The sequence below is a fragment of the Pseudofulvibacter geojedonensis genome (assembly GCF_042675745.1).
Taxonomy (GTDB): domain Bacteria; phylum Bacteroidota; class Bacteroidia; order Flavobacteriales; family Flavobacteriaceae; genus Pseudofulvibacter; species Pseudofulvibacter geojedonensis.
Genome location: NZ_JBHTJM010000010.1, coordinates 99,896 through 117,271 on the forward strand (window position 1 = coordinate 99,896; position 17,376 = coordinate 117,271).

Annotated in this window: 17 protein-coding genes; 10 read left to right on the forward strand and 7 right to left on the reverse strand. The window is 30.2% G+C overall.

Going from position 1 to position 17,376, the window contains the following annotated elements; genetic code table 11:
- Nucleotides 1-47: 47 nt before the first annotated feature.
- From ACFQ1O_RS12355 to ACFQ1O_RS12365, 3 genes are read left to right on the forward strand one after another with little or no spacing between them, the layout of a single operon-like run.
- Nucleotides 48-1,403 carry a UDP-N-acetylmuramate--L-alanine ligase gene (locus ACFQ1O_RS12355; protein ID WP_377716341.1) on the forward strand — a complete coding sequence of 452 codons (1,356 nt, stop codon included), beginning with the start codon at nt 48-50 and terminating at the stop codon, nt 1,401-1,403.
- Between the two features lies 1 nt (nt 1,404).
- Nucleotides 1,405-2,094: a RadC family protein gene (gene radC, locus ACFQ1O_RS12360; protein ID WP_377716342.1), complete on the forward strand. Its 690-nt coding sequence runs from the start codon at nt 1,405-1,407 to the stop codon at nt 2,092-2,094.
- Complete coding sequence (locus ACFQ1O_RS12365) at nt 2,094-3,392, forward strand: polysaccharide deacetylase family protein (RefSeq protein ID WP_377716343.1); 1,299 nt, start codon at nt 2,094-2,096, stop codon at nt 3,390-3,392. Before radC ends, ACFQ1O_RS12365 begins: the two co-directional genes overlap by 1 nt.
- 77 nt (nt 3,393-3,469) lie before the next feature.
- On the opposite strand, the gene ACFQ1O_RS12370 is transcribed toward ACFQ1O_RS12365, so the two are convergent.
- A complete protein-coding gene (locus tag ACFQ1O_RS12370) occupies nt 3,470-5,038 on the reverse strand; it encodes a hypothetical protein (protein WP_377716344.1) in 1,569 nt (522 codons plus the stop codon).
- Between the two features lie 127 nt (nt 5,039-5,165).
- Here ACFQ1O_RS12370 and ACFQ1O_RS12375 point away from each other — a divergent pair, with 127 nt between their 5' ends.
- The 3 genes from ACFQ1O_RS12375 to hemL are packed head-to-tail and all read left to right on the forward strand — an operon-like array spanning nt 5,166 to nt 8,185.
- On the forward strand, nt 5,166-6,068 hold the full coding sequence (locus ACFQ1O_RS12375) for a 1-aminocyclopropane-1-carboxylate deaminase/D-cysteine desulfhydrase (RefSeq protein ID WP_377716345.1): 903 nt from the start codon (nt 5,166-5,168) through the stop codon (nt 6,066-6,068).
- 10 nt (nt 6,069-6,078) lie between these two features.
- Nucleotides 6,079-6,903, forward strand: a complete 825-nt coding sequence (locus ACFQ1O_RS12380; RefSeq protein ID WP_377716346.1) for a glucosaminidase domain-containing protein — start codon at nt 6,079-6,081, stop codon at nt 6,901-6,903.
- A 4-nt stretch (nt 6,904-6,907) separates the two neighbouring features.
- On the forward strand, nt 6,908-8,185 hold the full coding sequence (hemL, locus tag ACFQ1O_RS12385; protein ID WP_377716878.1) for a glutamate-1-semialdehyde 2,1-aminomutase: 1,278 nt from the start codon (nt 6,908-6,910) through the stop codon (nt 8,183-8,185).
- A 68-nt stretch (nt 8,186-8,253) separates the two neighbouring features.
- On the opposite strand, the gene ACFQ1O_RS12390 is transcribed toward hemL, so the two are convergent.
- The 3 genes from ACFQ1O_RS12390 to ACFQ1O_RS12400 all read right to left on the reverse strand — a co-directional run bounded on the left by ACFQ1O_RS12390 (nt 8,254) and on the right by ACFQ1O_RS12400 (nt 10,746).
- Complete coding sequence (locus ACFQ1O_RS12390) at nt 8,254-8,601, reverse strand: hypothetical protein (protein WP_377716347.1); 348 nt, start codon at nt 8,599-8,601, stop codon at nt 8,254-8,256.
- Between the two features lie 115 nt (nt 8,602-8,716).
- Nucleotides 8,717-9,178: a hypothetical protein gene (locus ACFQ1O_RS12395; protein WP_377716348.1), complete on the reverse strand. Its 462-nt coding sequence runs from the start codon at nt 9,176-9,178 to the stop codon at nt 8,717-8,719.
- Nucleotides 9,179-9,249: 71 nt separating this feature from the next.
- On the reverse strand, nt 9,250-10,746 hold the full coding sequence (locus ACFQ1O_RS12400) for a tetratricopeptide repeat protein (protein ID WP_377716349.1): 1,497 nt from the start codon (nt 10,744-10,746) through the stop codon (nt 9,250-9,252).
- Between the two features lie 180 nt (nt 10,747-10,926).
- Between ACFQ1O_RS12400 and yiaA the strand changes: the two genes are divergently transcribed.
- The 4 genes from yiaA (at nt 10,927) to ACFQ1O_RS12420 (ending at nt 13,748) form a co-directional block, all read left to right on the forward strand.
- Entirely contained in the window at nt 10,927-11,412 is a 486-nt protein-coding gene (gene yiaA, locus ACFQ1O_RS12405) for an inner membrane protein YiaA (protein WP_377716350.1), read from the forward strand.
- 96 nt (nt 11,413-11,508) lie between these two features.
- The gene (locus ACFQ1O_RS12410; protein ID WP_377716351.1) at nt 11,509-12,777 is read left to right on the forward strand and encodes a DUF2157 domain-containing protein; all 1,269 of its coding nucleotides are present in this window, start codon (nt 11,509-11,511) and stop codon (nt 12,775-12,777) included.
- Between the two features lies 1 nt (nt 12,778).
- The gene (locus tag ACFQ1O_RS12415; RefSeq protein ID WP_377716352.1) at nt 12,779-13,339 is read left to right on the forward strand and encodes a GDYXXLXY domain-containing protein; all 561 of its coding nucleotides are present in this window, start codon (nt 12,779-12,781) and stop codon (nt 13,337-13,339) included.
- Nucleotides 13,323-13,748, forward strand: coding sequence for a hypothetical protein (locus tag ACFQ1O_RS12420; protein ID WP_377716353.1), 426 nt, complete (start codon nt 13,323-13,325; stop codon nt 13,746-13,748). The genes ACFQ1O_RS12415 and ACFQ1O_RS12420 overlap by 17 nt, the downstream gene beginning before the upstream one ends.
- Here ACFQ1O_RS12420 and ACFQ1O_RS12425 read toward each other — a convergent pair.
- The 3 genes from ACFQ1O_RS12425 to ACFQ1O_RS12435 form a co-directional block, all read right to left on the reverse strand.
- On the reverse strand, nt 13,741-14,763 hold the full coding sequence (locus ACFQ1O_RS12425; protein ID WP_377716354.1) for a transglutaminase domain-containing protein: 1,023 nt from the start codon (nt 14,761-14,763) through the stop codon (nt 13,741-13,743). The genes ACFQ1O_RS12420 and ACFQ1O_RS12425 overlap by 8 nt on opposite strands.
- Before the next feature lie 17 nt (nt 14,764-14,780).
- Nucleotides 14,781-15,170: a carboxypeptidase-like regulatory domain-containing protein gene (locus tag ACFQ1O_RS12430; RefSeq protein WP_377716355.1), complete on the reverse strand. Its 390-nt coding sequence runs from the start codon at nt 15,168-15,170 to the stop codon at nt 14,781-14,783.
- A gap of 156 nt (nt 15,171-15,326) precedes the next feature.
- Nucleotides 15,327-17,297, reverse strand: a complete 1,971-nt coding sequence (locus ACFQ1O_RS12435; RefSeq protein ID WP_377716356.1) for a CHAT domain-containing protein — start codon at nt 17,295-17,297, stop codon at nt 15,327-15,329.
- Nucleotides 17,298-17,376 lie beyond the last annotated feature (79 nt).

Below are 17,376 nucleotides of genomic sequence, written 5' to 3' on the forward strand. Positions count from 1 at the left end.
ATCGTAAATCAAATTAGTATATTTACTTTTAAGTAAGAAAAACAACTATGCGCGTACATTTTATAGCTATAGGAGGGAGTGCTATGCACAATTTAGCCTTGGCATTACATCAAAAAGGATATGAAGTAACAGGAAGTGATGATACTATTTTTGAACCATCAAAATCTAGGTTAGAAAAGAAAGGATTATTGCCTCTACAATTTGGTTGGTTTCCTGAGAAAATAAACACTAGCATTGACGCGATTATTTTAGGTATGCATGCTAAGGCAGATAACCCAGAATTGTTAAAAGCTCAAGAATTAGGAATAACAATTTATTCTTACCCAGAATTTCTTTATGAGCAATCTAAAAATAAAACTAGAGTAGTTATTGGGGGGTCTCACGGTAAAACGACTATAACATCTATGATTCTGCATGTGATGAATTATCATGATAAAGATGTAGATTACATGGTTGGAGCGCAATTAGATGGTTTTGATACTATGGTACATTTAACAGAGGAAAATGATTTTATAGTGTTAGAAGGAGATGAATATTTATCTTCTCCGATAGATAGAAGGCCAAAGTTTCATTTATATAAACCAAATATTGCATTATTAAGTGGTATAGCTTGGGACCATATCAATGTGTTTCCAACAATAGAAAATTATATTGAGCAGTTTGAAACCTTCTTAACTTGCTTGTCTAATGGGGCAATTATGGTTTATAATGAGGAAGATGAGTTAGTAAAAAAAGTAGTTGAAGATTCAGATCAAATCATGAAGCGTTACCCCTACCAAGTGCCAAGACATTTTATAGAAGATGGAAAAACGTTTATTGAAACGAATGAAGGACCATTACCTATAGAGGTTTTTGGGGAACATAATTTAAGTAATCTAGCTGGAGCTAAGTGGATTTGTCAACATATGGGGGTAGATGAAGAAGATTTTTATGAAGCAATAAGTACGTTTAAAGGGGCGAGTAAACGTTTAGAAAAAATAGCCGAGGGAAAAGGAAAAGTTGCATATAAAGATTTTGCACATTCTCCAAGTAAAGTAAAAGCTACAACTCAAGCAGTAGCAAAACAGTATAGCAACAGAAAATTAATAGCTTGTTTAGAGTTGCATACTTATAGTAGTTTAAATGCTGATTTTTTAAAAGAATATGAAAATGCATTAGATGCTGCAGACGAAGCTTATGTTTTTTATTCTCCTAAGGCCGTTGCTATAAAAAAATTAAGCGAAGTAAGTATACAGCAAATATTTGATGCATTTAAAAGAAATGATTTAAAAATATATACAAATCCAGATGATTTTAAAAAGAGCTTATTTGATTTAGATTTCGACAATTCAGCATTGCTTTTAATGAGTTCAGGAAACTATGGAGGCTTAGATTTAAAAGAGGTTAAAGAATTGTTAGAATAAAATGTCAAAACAATTTTCTATAAAAGATTGGTCAGAATCAGACAGGCCTAGAGAAAAACTTTTAGCGAAAGGAAAAGGTGGTTTAACAGATGCAGAATTATTAGCAATACTTATAGGTTCGGGGAATATAGAAGAAAGTGCGGTAGGATTGTGTCGAAGATTGCTTGCAGATGTAGATCATGATTTGAATGCTTTAAGTAAATTATCGGTAGCTCAATTAAAGAAATATAAAGGCATAGGAGAAGCAAAGGCTATAAGTATTATTGCAGCTTTAGAAATAGGAAGAAGAACAAGAGAGACTCGTAAAAAAGACTTGAATAAAATTACTTCAAGTGAGTCTGTCTTTAAATTAATGCAACCGGTTTTAGGAGATTTGCAACATGAAGAATTTTGGGTGTTATATCTAAATAACTCTAATAAGGTTTTGTCTAAAATACAATTGAGTAAAGGAGGCATTACTGGTACTTTGGTAGACATTAGGTTAATTCTAAAGAAAGCTTTAGAGCTAAATTCTGTGGCTATAATACTGGTTCATAATCATCCGTCTGGAACATTAAAAATAAGCAAGGCAGATAAAGAAATTACTCAGAAAATTAAATTAGCTAGTAATTCTCTAGATATACAGTTGTTAGATCATTTAGTAATAACAGAACAAGCTTATGCTAGTTTTGCAGATCAAAACCTATTGTAATGTTGTTAGTTTATACTCATAAAATTACTTCTAGATTAAGTTATGTGTTTAAGCATATTTGTGTAAGAATACTAGGTGTTGAGGTTAAATTCACTACTGTTGTAGAGGAGTTTATAGCACATCAAGGGTTAAAAATGTCGTATACTAAACAACCTTTAGGAAAAGAATTATTTGTTCAGTCACATTATTTACTGTTTGAAGAAGGTTTAACAGATGTAAGTATAAAAATAGAAAATTGGAATGCTACTAAATGTTTTTTTAGAGTAGGAGAAAAGAGCAGTATACCTTTCGATATTTTTGCTGCTAGTTTTTATTTGTTGAGCAGATATGAAGAATATATGCCATATGTTGCTGATGATTTTGGAAGATTTCCTCCAGAAGAGAGTTTAGCTTATAGGTATCATTTTTTAAAACAACCAGTAGTCGATATATGGGCATTTGAGTTCAAAAAAATATTACAGTCATATTTTCATGATTTTGAGTTTACAGCTAGAAAGTTTCAATTTCAACCAATTATAGACGTTCCGGTTGCTTATAAATATGCACATAAAGGTTTTATAAGAACCTTGGGAGGTGGGTTAAAAGATTTATTGGGACTTAGGTTTGTTGATTTGTACAATAGAAGCTCTGTTTTGTTTAAATTAAGAAAAGATCCTTTCGATACTTATAAGTGGTTGATTAATAATCATAAAAAGAGAGGTTTTAAGCCTATTTTCTTTTTTTTATTAGCAGATTATTCTAATTACGATAAAAGTATAAATCATAATAATAAACATTTTAGAACACTTATAAAGTATGTAGGTGATTATTTTGAAATAGGGTTAAAAGGTTCTTTTTTGGCTTTGGATGATAAAGAGATTTTAAAAAAAGAAAAGTTGCGGTTTGAAAAAATTTTAAACAAACCATTGCAAAGTAGTAGGAACTCTTTTTCTAAGTTAAAGTTACCTCACAGTTATAGGAATCTGATTGATTTAGGGGTTCAGTCAGATTATACTATGGGCTACGTGTCTGAGGTAGGTTTTAGAGCAGGAACTTGTACTCCTTTTTATTTTTATGATTTAGACTATGAAATGCAAACACCTTTAAAAATATATCCGTTTTGCGTATTAGATTATATTTTTAGAAATACAGAAGCAAAATCTGCTTTAAATCAATTACAGCCAATTGTAAATAGTGTAAAAGAAGTAGGTGGAGTTTTTTCAATGGTTGTACATAATTACACTTTTAGTGGGACTGCTATATGGGGTAGTTGGCGAAAATTGTATGTTGAATTATTAGATTTTGTAAAGACCGATTGAGTTAAATAATTAAAAAACCCAAAAAAGATAGCTTCTTTTTTGAGTTTTTAATTACCTAGGATTCAATATTCATCGGATTAATTAATATTTCTTTTCATTTCTTTTTTAGCTGCTCTATGTTGAGATTTCATTCCTGGTCCAAAAGGTAATCTTACATCAGCATTTTTAGAGATCAATGTTCCGTTTTCGTATTCATCTGCTCTATTTGCAATGATAAACCATGAAAAACTAGTGTTAGATTTTCCGTTTTTTAGCTCATTAACAGTAAAACTTTTATTTGATTTGTTATTTACATAAACGCCATTACAATCTCCTTCTAACTGTATAAAAACTTTCAATGGATGTTTTTTATTAACTGTAATATTCCTTGATACTACTTCATCTATGTTTATAGTTGCTTTACCGTTAATTAGTTTACCATTTCCAGAATCTTGCAATGTAATTTCTGGAGCTTCAGGGCAATAAATAACTCTTTCTTTGTTTTCTTTATCTTTTATCATAGAAGAAACGCTACCGTTTCCTGCAATTTTATAATAGGTACCTCCGTAATTTAATCCTACATACGCCCAAGAACCATTACCTTCAAAGTAACCTCCATAATAGGCGTTACCACCGTAGTTAGTAGTGTCATAAGCTGCAATTTCTGCTTGACATCTATTGTTAAGAGTATTTACATTATTGTCTCTATCTAAAGAAAATCTTGCCGCCATATTTCCTAAAGTGTTACCTGCTCCAGCATAACCAAATACTCCTAAGCTTAATCCAGATCCTGCAATTCCAGATCCTGTTGGGTTATAAACACTATTTCCGTCACTAGCTCCAATAATTCCCGTACCGTTATTATTAATATTTACGGCCCAAACTGCATTTCCAACAGTGTCGTTATTCATTCCTACAATGGCGTCATAACCTAAAGCAAAATTAATAGATCCAAATTGTTCTGTGGTAGCTCCTGCGTATCCAACAGTAACGGCATCTGCTCCAGAATCTACTAAAAGCATATTTTGGTTGTTGTTAGATTCAACTCTAAAATTAATATCGTTGCTTCCTTCATTAACTACTAATTGATCCGATCCAGCTTCACGTAATCGTAGGAATTCAAGTCCTCCAGCGGCTAATGATAATTGATCGTTACCAGTTTTATACATTCCTACATCATCATCATTTTCCCATGAATAAAAAGGTCTTGCTGCAGTTCCATTAGCCAATGCGTGTACTTGATTTGCATTAGCTATTCTAAATCGTTCTGTGTTATTGGTTCTAAAAGTAAGGGCTTGCCCATCTGTAGTTCCAATATAATTGACTGCTGAGTTTGTTCCTGTATTTCCTTCTGTTGTCCAGCCTTTATAGTTGTCTAATAAAGGTCTCCATATGCTGGCTCCGTTATCCCAGAAATAAAAACCAGGTGTATTGGTTCCAATCGTGGTCGTTAAATATATTAAAGCGCTGTTTTGTGCTGCTCCTAAGGCAGTGAAAGAGTTTACACGAGGTATTAGCAACCCGTCATTAGTGCCATTTGCGACTATCTCTAAAGTTGTACTGGGTGTAGTGGTTCCTATTCCTACTTGTCCTATAGAAGTAAAGGTTGATAAAAAAAATAAAACTAAAAAGTTATTTTTGCGAAGTGTTTGAGTAATTTTGTACATAGTTTGAAGTATTAGGGTTAGACTTCATTATTGATACTGCTAAGTTAGTGGTTATAATTTATTTTGTTACCCATAAAAATGAGAATTCTTCATTAAAATCGTTAAAAAGTTATTAAAAAAGGATTATTTGAGTTTTAAAGGTGTAAATAATGTAATTCGCGGTAATTTGAATACTGTTCGTCTGTCCGTTAAAAGAGATGATTTGCTAGGAAAAGGTATTTCGGGTAATAAATTTAGAAAACTGAAGTATAATTTATGTGAAGTTAATCGATTGAAAATTAGTAAGGTATTGACATTTGGTGGGGCGTATTCAAATCATATTTATGCGGCATCTTTTGTTAAGAAATTATATGGGATTGATGTTATTGGAGTTGTAAGGGGAGAAGAGTTAAAAAGTAAAATTCATGATAATCCAACATTATTAAAAGCACAAGAAAACGGAATGCAATTTCATTTTGTTACCAGAGAAGAGTATAGAAGAAGAAAAGATCAGGCTTATATAAATACTTTGAGAAAAAGATTTGGATGCTTTTATTTGTTGCCAGAAGGAGGAACTAATAGTTTGGCAATAAAAGGTTGCGAAGAAATTCTAGATACAGAGGATAAAAAATATGATTATGTTTGTTGTCCAGTTGGTACTGGAGGGACTATGGCGGGCCTTATTAATTCAAGTAAAGAAAATCAAGAAATAATTGGATTCTCTGCATTAAAAGGAGATTTTTTAAAAAAAGATATTACTCAATTAACCAATAAAACGAATTGGCAATTACAAACAGATTATCATTTTGGAGGTTACGCTAAAATCAATAGAGAGTTGGTAGATTTTATTAATGAGTTTAAACGGGATACAGGAATATTATTAGATCCTATATATAACGGTAAAATGATGTTTGGTATATACGATTTAATAAAAAAAGAATACTTTCCTAAAAATAGGAGTATTTTAGCCATACATACGGGTGGTTTGCAAGCTATTGAAGGAATGAATAAACTGCTTTTAAAAAAGGGAATGCCATTAATAAATATATAAACAAGTTGAAATGAATAAAATATGCAGTTTATTGTTAGTTGTTTTGTTGGTTAGCTGTGGTTCTAGTAGAGTCATTACATCAAAAGAAGAACAACGAAAATATGGTGAAAATAAACCAGAAGTTAGTAATGCTCCAAAAACGAACACTCATGGTCAGGAAAAGAATCAAGATTCTAATTTGCCTGCTATTGGGGTCAATCCAAACTCGTCTAACAAAGTAGTTAATTATATTAGCCAATATTCAGCAATAGCACAGTATGAAATGAAGCAATTTGGCATACCAGCTAGTATTACTTTAGCCCAAGGAATTTTAGAGTCTGGTGCGGGAGAGGGAGATTTAACCAAAAGAGCAAACAATCATTTTGGTATTAAATGTCATGGATGGAATGGAGAAAAAGTATACCATGATGATGATAAAAAACAAGAGTGTTTTAGAAAGTATCATGACCCTAGAGAATCGTTTAAAGATCATTCATTATTTTTAACTTCAAGAGGCCGTTATGCATCTTTGTTCAAATTAAAAAAGACAGATTATAAGGGCTGGGCAAAAGGATTGAGAAAAGCTGGTTATGCTACAGATTCTAAATATCCTGCTAAGTTAATTAGTTTAATAGAACGATATGATTTACATAAATATGATAAAGATATTACTGTAGTAGAAGATTCTATTGAAGATTTGACATCAGCAGTAGATGAGTCTATATATATAGTTAAAAAAGGTGATACTCTGTATAGTATTTCAAGAAGTAATAATACTACAGTTGAAGTGTTAAAGAGAGTAAATGGGTTAAACTCTACAGAATTGTCTGTAGGTCAAGAAATAAAATTAAAATAGAATGATAGCATATAAAAGAAGTAGTGCTTTGTTTCATGAAGCGTCTCAGTATATTCCAGGAGGAGTTAACTCGCCTGTTAGAGCTTTTAAATCAGTAGGAGGCGATCCTATTTATATTAAAGAAGCAAAAGGAGCTTATTTGTATGATGAAGATGGTAACGAATTAATAGATTATATCAATTCTTGGGGGCCAATGATTTTAGGTCATGCGCATTCAAAAGTAATTAATGCAATTATAGAAAAAGCAAAATTAGGAACTTCATTTGGTACACCAACAGAAATAGAAACAGAAATAGCTAGGTTAGCTGTTTCAATGGTGCCAAATATAGATAAGATTCGATTTGTTAATTCTGGTACAGAAGCTTGTATGAGTGCAGTTCGTTTAGCAAGAGGCTTTACCGGTAAAGAAAAAATAATCAAGTTTGCGGGTTGTTATCATGGTCATTCAGACTCTTTTTTAATCCAAGCAGGTAGTGGAGCAATTACATTCGGCTCTCCTAATAGCCCGGGTGTAACCAAAGGAACTGCTCAAGATACTCTTTTAGCTAATTATAATGATATTGAAAATGTAAAAGATATAATAGCGGCTAATACTAATGAAATAGCTTGTATAATATTAGAGCCAGTTGCTGGAAATATGGGATGTATTCCTCCAAAGGAAGGCTTTTTGCAAGAGTTAAGAAATGTTTGCGATGCGAATAATATTTTATTGATTTTTGATGAGGTAATGACTGGTTTTAGGTTGGCTAAAGGTGGAGCACAAGAGTTGTTTAATGTAGCTGCAGATATTGTTTGTTTTGGAAAAGTAATAGGAGGTGGACTACCTGTAGGAGCTTTTGCAGCAAGAAACGAAATAATGAACTTTTTAGCTCCCTTAGGTCCAGTTTATCAAGCTGGAACCTTGTCTGGAAATCCTTTAGCAATGGCTGCAGGGTTGGCAATGTTACAAGAGTTAAATACAGATGTTGATATATTTAATAGGTTAAAAGAGAAGACAGACTATTTACACGCAGGTTTAAGGAAAGTTTTAGAAAGTAAAGAAATAGATTTTACAATCAATCAAGTAGGTTCTATGATATCTGTACATTTTGCCAAAGAAGCTGTTGTTGACTTTAATTCAGCAAAAGCTGGAGATAATCAGCAGTTTAAAGATTTCTTTCATGCATTATTAGCAGAAGGGGTTTATATAGCACCAAGTGCATACGAAACATGGTTTTTATGTGATGCATTGACTTATGAAGATTTAGATAAAACTATAGAAGCTTGCAATAAAGTATTGTAAAAATAAGTGTATATATAAAGAAAGCCTTGATATTATCAAGGCTTTCTTTGTTAAGTAAATTAATGTTTTTACTTTTTTGTTTTTGGCTTCTCAATATCCATTTGCTTTAACTTCTTTATTTGCTCTTCAGTTAAAACAGTTTTTAATTTTGAGTATAATTCAGTATCGATAGCTTTAGTATCTGCAGCTGTATTAGGGTTATTTCTTAGCATGGCAGCTAATTTACGTTCACGTAACATATAAGCATTGTAAATAACTCTCTGACTTTTTCCGTCTACCTTAAATTGTTTAGTTATTTCATGTGTTTTGTGCTTAGCAATTGCTTGAAAGTTTTGTCTAGCTTCTTGAGCAAAAGCAGCGTCTGTGCTTAATAAAGTTACAGTGAAAAAAGCTAAAACAGCTATGAACTTTTTCATAATTTATAATTTTTAAATAGTGGATTAATAATTTCTGATGCTAAAAGTAAGTAAAAAAAATGAATTCAAGCTTTTACTAACTAGAAAAGCACCTATTATTCAGGTGCTTTAGAAGTTACTTTTCTAACTTTTTTCTCATATGAGCTTTTTTCTTCCTCATTTTTCTTCTCTCTCTCATTTGCTCCATCTTTTCTAATTGTTCTTTTGTAAGTATTGCAGACAGCTCTTTTTTCATAGCTATTTGCTGATCGAGTCTTTCATTAGCTCGATTGTATTTTTCATCAGCACTTAATGCTAATTTCTTATCAGTGTTCTTTTTTATAGCTGCTTTGTGGGCTTCTATTTTGGCTTTTCTTACAGTAGCATTTTTTAAGTTGAAATCATAAATCTTTTTTTGTTGAGACTCTGTTAAGTCTAAAGCTAAAGTCATTTTTTTAGTCTTTAAGGTAGCCATCTGTTCTGGAGAAAGATCTTTCATCATTTCCATTTTTCCTTTTCTATGATGTTGGCCTCTTCTTTCTTGTGCAAAAGAAGTAGAGCTTATAATTAAAAAGGCTAATACAAATATTTTTTTCATGTTTATAAGTTTTAAATTTATTTGCTTTTATGACTAGCCAATTATTAAAAGGTTTAATATGAATATGTTCTTTAACAATTTTTTATCATATCAAGGGTGGTTGTGTAAGTGTTAGAGTTGGTGATTTTAGATTTTAACCAGGAGTAAAAACTCATAACAAAGATGTCTTCTAGTCTAGCTTCTTTAAATTCAAAAGAAGTTTTAATTTTTTCTGTTAACTCAGTAGTAACTATATTGTTGTTTATTAAATAGTACTCTTCTATTAATAAAATAAATGTAATAACTCGGTTTTGATGCTGTTCTTTTAGATAAGAAAAGTGTTTTCGTTTAAAGCTAAGAAGCCTTGACTCTACAAGGTTAAAATTATCTAATTCAATATGAATTAATAGTTCGATTAAGTTTTTTTTTATAATCCATTCTTCATTAGTTTTTTTACGATACCAATTGTCAGAATGATATAAAGAATTAATTGTTTTTAAAGAAGATTTAAAATCTTCTTTATGAAAATAATACATGCTTAAGCATAATTTTACATCTAAAGTAATTTCAGAGTCTGGGTGCTTTTTAGAAATATTGTCTTGAGCTATTTCTATGGCCAAACTGTTTTGATTAGTATAATTATAGCATAGGGCTAGTAGGTTTTGATGTTTTAAAAGAAATGTTTTGTAATGTTTTTTTGAATTAGATAACATTTCTTGATGCATTGAATCTAAAAAGGAGAAAGCTTGTTGAAACTTTTTATTTCTAAAATACATATTGGCTAATTGGTATAAAACCTGAATGTGATAAAAACTCTGACTAAATCTATTAGTCTGTTGTTTAATTTTTTGATAGCAATTGGTTAAAAAGGACTCTATACTATTATAATCTTTAGTTGTATAAGCTGCTAAACTAGCTAAAGTGCTTAATTGATAAAGTGATTTAAAAGATAAGTCATTTTCAATACTAATGTTGTGTTTGTTTAATTGATTTTCTATCAATTGAGGAAAACTATGTAATTGCGATTCTCTTGTTTGATTAACTATTAAACGTAACTGTGCATATATATGATTGAGTTTTTCTTCAAGAATATATTGCTTTAAGTTAAGGTCAGAATTTTGAATAAGTTCAGTCAGGTTTATCTCAGGATTGCAGTATGCATATTGAATTTGTGTATGATGAACCTCTGCTAGTAATGGATACAGCAGATTTTCTTGAGCAAGTTTTTCAGCCTTTTCTAAAACTAAATAGGCGGTTTTATATTGTTTTTTAAAAAATAAAGATCTTGCAGCTACAATTAATTTAATGATTCCAGACTCTAGAGAATTTTCATTCTCTAAATTTTCATGAGCTATAAACTCAATCAAAGAGTCATGAAGTCTTTTTCTAAGAGCGTGATATGCGCCTCTTTTATTTGGAGTGTATAAGGATTCAAATATTGTTTGATTAGATAGTTCAGAATTAAGAAGAAGATTAAATAATTCTATGTTTTTGGTGTCACCTCTTCTGTTTTTATTTTGAAGGTAATTTTTAAATCGTGTCTGCTCATCAACGGTTAAGCTTCTAATTAAACTATTTAATCTTGTCATTTTAAATCGTAAGTTTTAAAGTAAAAGTATCTAAAATAATTGATTTATTGGTGTTTTAAATGATTTTAAATCGTAAGTTTTTAATGTTTTTTGTGTTGCTGGTTTTTTTCCTTTGTTGCAATTTTGAACTGTGATTGAGAAAAATCATAACAGATAATTACTAACTAAAAAACAATAATTATGGATTATCAAACAACAGTTTCAGCAAAAGAGAATTTAGAAACAAAAAAAGCAGTTAAAAAGAAAGAAGTATTTAATGCTAAACCAACTTCGGCTTTTATAGGAGCATCATGGTCAACCTTATTAATAGGTGTAGTTTCTTTTTGTATTGGATTATGGAATGCTGATATGCAGTTAAATGAAAAAGGCTACTATTTTACTATATTATTATTCGGGTTGTTTTCTGTAATATCAGTTCAAAAAGCAGTAAGAGATAAATTAGAAGGAATTGCAGTTACAGAAATGTATTATGGTATAAGTTGGTTTGTTACCATAGCTTCTATAGTGTTATTAGTAATTGGATTATGGAATGCAGATTTGTTATTAAGTGAAAAAGGATTTTATGGCATGTCTTTTCTACTAAGTTTATTTGCAGCCATAGCGGTGCAAAAAAACACTAGAGATGTACAGTTTTTAAGTAAAGAAGAGGAGAAAGAAAATAAGTAATATCTTTAAAAGCATTAAAGCAACAAGAAGTTGTTTGATGTGGTTGGCTAACCTAATGCCTTGGCTCAATTAGTCGAGGCATTAAAATTTGAATATATGAAATCAAAGATTTTAAATGAATTGCCTCAACTAGTAAAAGATGAGGTAATTACTCAAGAAATATCAGATAGAATAAAACAATATTATTCTAGTAAAGAAGTCTCATCTCCAAATAAATTATTAACCGTTTTTGGGGTTTTAGGATCGATTCTAGTAGGTCTAGGAATTATATTAATTATAGCTCATAATTGGGATTTCTTGCCTAAATATATAAAGACATTATTAGCATTTATACCCTTGTTGATAGGTCAAGTTATGTGTGGGTATTCTATCCTTAAAAAGAAAAGCGCTAGTTGGCGAGAATCGTCGGGTGTTTTTCTGTTCTTTGCTGTAGGATCTGGTATGGCTTTAATAAGCCAGATATATAATATACCAGGTAATTTTAGCACTTACTTGTTAACTTGGATAGCATTGTGTTTACCGCTGATTTATTTATTAAGGTCTAATGCCTTGTATTTACTAACGATTATCTTTTCAACCTATTATGCTTGTCAATTTGGCTTAGGGAATAATAAAACTCCTTGGATGTATTTATTATTAATTATTTCTGTTATCCCTTTCTATTTAGTAAAGTATAAAAAAGAAGGCTTGGTAAATGTGTTAGCCGTAAGTAACTGGTTACTACCGCTTAGTTTAATAAGTGTTTTAGGTTCTTTTGTAGTTAAAGAATGGGAGTTGTTACTTGTTATGTATATATTGCTATTTAGTTCTTTGTATATAATAGGAATGTTGCCTCTATTTAAAAATCATTCCTTAAGAAAAAACGGTTTTGCAGTTTTAGGGTCTATAGGTATGATTGTAGTATTACTCATTTCAAGTTTTAAATGGATTTGGGAAGAATTGAATGCCTCAATTAACTATTCATCTCAAGAATTTATGATAGTTGTTGTTTTATTACTGATAAATATCGGGCTGTTGGTAATGAATAAATTGAAGTCTCAAAAGGAAAGTTTTAACCTGTTTTTGTATATCGGATGTTTGTTTGTGTTACTATTTTTTATCGGACTTCAGTTCAATGTTGTAGGAACTATATTGGTAAATGTGTTATTATTCTTATTAGGAGTAATGGCTATAAAACGTGGAGTTGATAAAACCCATTTTGCAATAATGAATTACGGGTTATTGATTATATCAACATTAATTATTTGTAGGTTTTTCGATACCAATATAAGCTTTGTAATAAGAGGAATATTATTTGTTTTAATTGGTGTAGGGTTCTTTGTAGCCAATTATACCATGATGAAGTTAAACGCTAAAAAGAAATAACATGAAAACCATACATATATTTTTAATTTTTATTAGCTTGGCACTGGTGCAATTGTTTATCCCATATCAAATGATTGCGGGTAAAGAAGCTGTTTTAAAAGAAGGAAAGAAATACAAGTTTAAGACCAGGCCAGTAGATCCAACAGATCCTTTTAGAGGAAAGTATATAACGCTTAGATATCAAGAAACTTCTATTAAAACAAAAGATAGTACTTGGAATAGAGGAGACGATGTTTATGTAAAGCTGAAAGATAGTTTGGGGTATGCCACTATAGATAAAATTAGCAAAAACGAGTTTGCAAACTCTGATAATTATGTAAAAGCGAAAGTAAACTGGTATAACCTTACTAGTGGTAAATTGAATTTTGATTATGAGTTTGATCGTTACTACATGGATGAAAATAAAGCGTATGAAGCAGAAATAACATCAATGTCGGTTCTAAGAGATAGCATACCAGAAAACGATACTTATGCGGTGGTTTATGTGAAAAATGGAAAAGCGGTATTGGCTGATGTAATGATAGATGAAGTTTCTATTAAGGATTATGTTAAGGAAGAGTAAGTGGTTTATTTACTCATTAATTATAATTTTAATTAATGTGGCTTTAGGACATTTTTTACCACCATCTAGTATTATGTTTTCTCCAATTGTGATATGTGTGATTACGGTTTTTGTTATGGAGATGAAGATTAATACTTGTGTAAAAACTTTTTTGATAGGCTTTTTAATTTCATTGCAAGATATAGGGGTGAAGTTGTTTGCAGGAGGAACAAGTGACTCTCAAGGGTTAGCTTGGATTCATTTAATGCTTTTAATAGGGGTGGCAAGCTCAGGAATGTATTTGTTATATTATATGTTTTATAAAGAAAATAGTAATCTGAAAGTTAAGCTGATAAGTTTACTAATTTTGGGTTCTGTTCTGTTATTGCATCTTAGGTGTTTTTTCTACTTAGGATTGGAAGTTAAATAGCTGCTTTTTGAACCTTAACCGTATAAGTAGCAATAATATAATTGTCTAAAAACAAATGAACATCATAAAAACCTTTTTTGTGAAATGGTTGAGTAAAACTTAATATATTGTTTTTAATGCTAACGGATTTAGGAGTGATTTTTTTGCTGCTAGATCCGTTATCTATTAATAGCTTAACATTTTCTTTTAGTATTTGTTTTTTCAATGAATATTTAAAATTAATCTCTTTGTTGAGTTGAATCTCATGGTGCATTTTTTTAGGTGAAACATGGTCGGTTAAATAAGTATAAGCATCGTTGTATAAAACTGGGTTGTTTAAAAATGTAACAAATTCAGGAGGTGTTTTTTGAGTAAGCAACCATTTTGGGTTTTCAGGTAGGTGATTAATTGCAAACAATTCTGGTGGACTAAGAAAGAAACCGTCATTGTAATGAAACTCAAAATTCATAGTCTCTGGGTTTTGTACTCCGCTAGCCCAAGTTGCATCGCACAAATACCATTTGTTATCTAGTTTTACAGCATTCCAAGAATGGTTAGGAATACTCAAATCTGTTTTACTTGTGCTGCTAGTTTTTCCATAACCGTTTACAATAACACAATCTATATTTGCTAACTCAGCAAGTTGCTTTACTATAAAGGCATAACCAGTACAAATGGTTCTTTTTTTCTTTAAAAGTGTTTTGAAAAGAGTCCTTCTAAATCCATTATTCCATTCTAGGAGTTTGTTAGGGTTGTCTTTGTATTTACCTCTTTTAAAACTGTTTTTGTAGTAAAGATTATAATCATTCTCTATGTTAGTACAAACCCATTTGTAAATAGCTCTGAATTTTTCAGTATCTGAAGATAAATTGGAGGTTAGGTTATGAGTTAGAATGGGCAAGTTATCTAATTTTTCTCCTTTATAAACCAATGCAATACTATCTGCTTTTTTGAAATTAAGATGATTAATATTTGCTGTTTGAGCATTGCATTGGAGTATGGAAATGATAAATAGTATGTATAATATTATTTTCATTTATAAAGGATATAATGTTATTTGCTTCGTTTAGATTTATATGGTGTGTTGTTGTTTAAAGCGCCAGCAATTTCGATTAAATCATCTTTTAAAACGAGAACTAAACTTTTAGTGTTTTCTGTAATAGTTATGTTTTGTGTTTTATAGCCTAAATAACTAACAATTAAAATATCTCCTTTGGCTAAACTTTTTGGAAAAGTAAATTCACCTTTTTCATTGGTAGTTGTGCCTGTTTTAGTTCCTTTAAGTACGATGTTTACATCTTCTATAGGGCCATAAGAATCACTAATGGTTCCACTAATAGTTTTTTCGTTTGTTTGTGCGAAAGAAGTGTTTAATGCAAACAAAGCGAATAAGACTACTCCAAGGAAATTCATTTTTGTAAAGTTTTTTTTCTGTGCTTTCATAAGTTCTATATGTTTTTTGTTTATACCAAACTTATAAACAAACACTTGTTTATTCAATGAACAATTAGTTAACTATTTATTATATTTAGTTAAAGTGTTTTTTGAGTTAGGGAAACTCCATAAACAATAATTTAGCAAATTATTGTTCATAGATATTTATCTCAGTTTTTTACTTCTCTTTCTGTTAAAGATAAAAAACATTACTAAAATAATTATACCTACTATCCAACACCAATAATTGGTATTAGAAGAGATAACGCTCATGTCTCCAGCTGGAATGAATCCAGCCCAGAAATAAGGGGCGTTTAAATTTTCATTATTAAGGTAATCTAATTTAGCTTGTCTTAAGGCTTTGTCTTTGGTCATTCCTTCTTTTAAATTGGTGTAGAATGATTCCATAAGTTTAGTAGTTTGTGCATCGTTAACGCTCCATAAACTAGTAATGGTACTTTTAGCTCCAGCATAGGTAAAACCTCTCGCTAAGCTAATAACTCCTTCACCACGTTTTAATTCTCCTAAGCCAGTTTCACAAGCACTTAAAACTACTAAATCAGCATTTAAATCTAAATTGTATAATTCGTTAACATATAAACGACTATCGTTAATACTAGTTGAGTCTGTTTCTTTTTGAAAAGCAATGTATGAAAACTCTCCCATGGCATCATTAGATTTGGCATGAGTGGATAAGTGAATGATATTAAAGTTTTTAGCTTGTTTTAAGAAGTTTTCTTTAGTAGCATGATTACTTTCTAATAAGGTTCCATTAAATAAAGCAGAAACAGATTTTGCTTCTGGTATGTTATATTCTAAATTACTTAAGTCAGACCTTTTAGCTAGTAAAGACTCATAGTCAAAGGCTTTTTTATTAAAAGAAGGGGCAACAGCTAAAATACTTTTTGTAGTTTTTTTTTGTTTACCGTTTAGTAATTGTAAATAATGAGTAGCAGAATAATTATAGCTAATTTGATAATCTTTAATTAAATATGATTTGTCATCATTTTTATCTGTCAATAAAGCATCAAAAGGTATGAAGTTTAATTCGGCATCAGGCACAATGATAACTTCTTCTGTTAATAGGTTTTTAATTGGATTGATTAATTTATGATATAAATTAAACGCATTTTTACGATATAATTTATTGTACTCATCTAAATCGCCCTTTTTATTATTCCAATAGGAGTAAATGCCATTACGGAGGTTTTCTACCCATTCTTTTAGAGGGAAGTCTTTTTTAAGTTGTTTAACAATATAAATGTCTTTAGTAATAGCGAAGATGAAAATGTTTTCATCTCCAACAAAATATTCTAATAAACTTTGATTGGTAGAAAGTTTGCTTTGAATATCCTTAATACTACTAATCTTAGTATCGTATTTTAGTTGATGATATTCTGGATATTTATGCTTAAATAGTTTTTCTAGTTTCTCTTGTTCTCTTTTTAATTCAAAAATTTTATCAGAAATTTTACTTTTTAAGCTATCGTGTGCAGTATTCTTTTTTGTTTCGTTTGAGATAATTTGGTTTACAATGTTTTTCTCTTCTTTAAATAAGGAATCAGGAATTTTTTTAAAAGAGGTGTTTTGTATATTAATCTTTTCTAGTAAGCGTCTGGACTTATTTTTTTCGGCTAATTCAAATGATTTTTGTTGGTTGTTTGAATCAAAAATATTTTCAAGATCATTAATGTATCGTTCATAAAAAGAGTAGCCTATTTCTGCTAAGATCTGGTTAGATTTGTTGTTTAATGTTCTTTCTTGTAACTTATCATGAAAAAAATCTAGTTGTTTGTAATAATATTTTATAGAGTCTAAATGTTGATCTTTTTTCTCTATTAGTGATTTTTTTTTATGGTATAAAATACTGTTGGTTAAATACTCTTCTACGAGTATATCGTTTTTAGTGTTTTTTAAATCATAATTGTTTTTTCCAGAAAAGACAATATTTTTAACTTGATCTAACTGAGTTTTTGCTTGGTTTAACTGAGAGTCGTATATCAATGCTTTAATAATATGATTGTTTTTCTCAGTTATAGAAAGGGGGTTGGTATTGCTTATTTTTTGAGTGTGAAAAAGTGCTTTTTTATGAGAAGCTAGCGATTTTTTAAAGTCTTTTTTTTCATGATATATCAAGCCTAATATGTTGTGAGATTTTGCAATTCCACTATAAAGAGTAGTAGGCCAGTTTATTAAGGCTTTATTACCATAATAT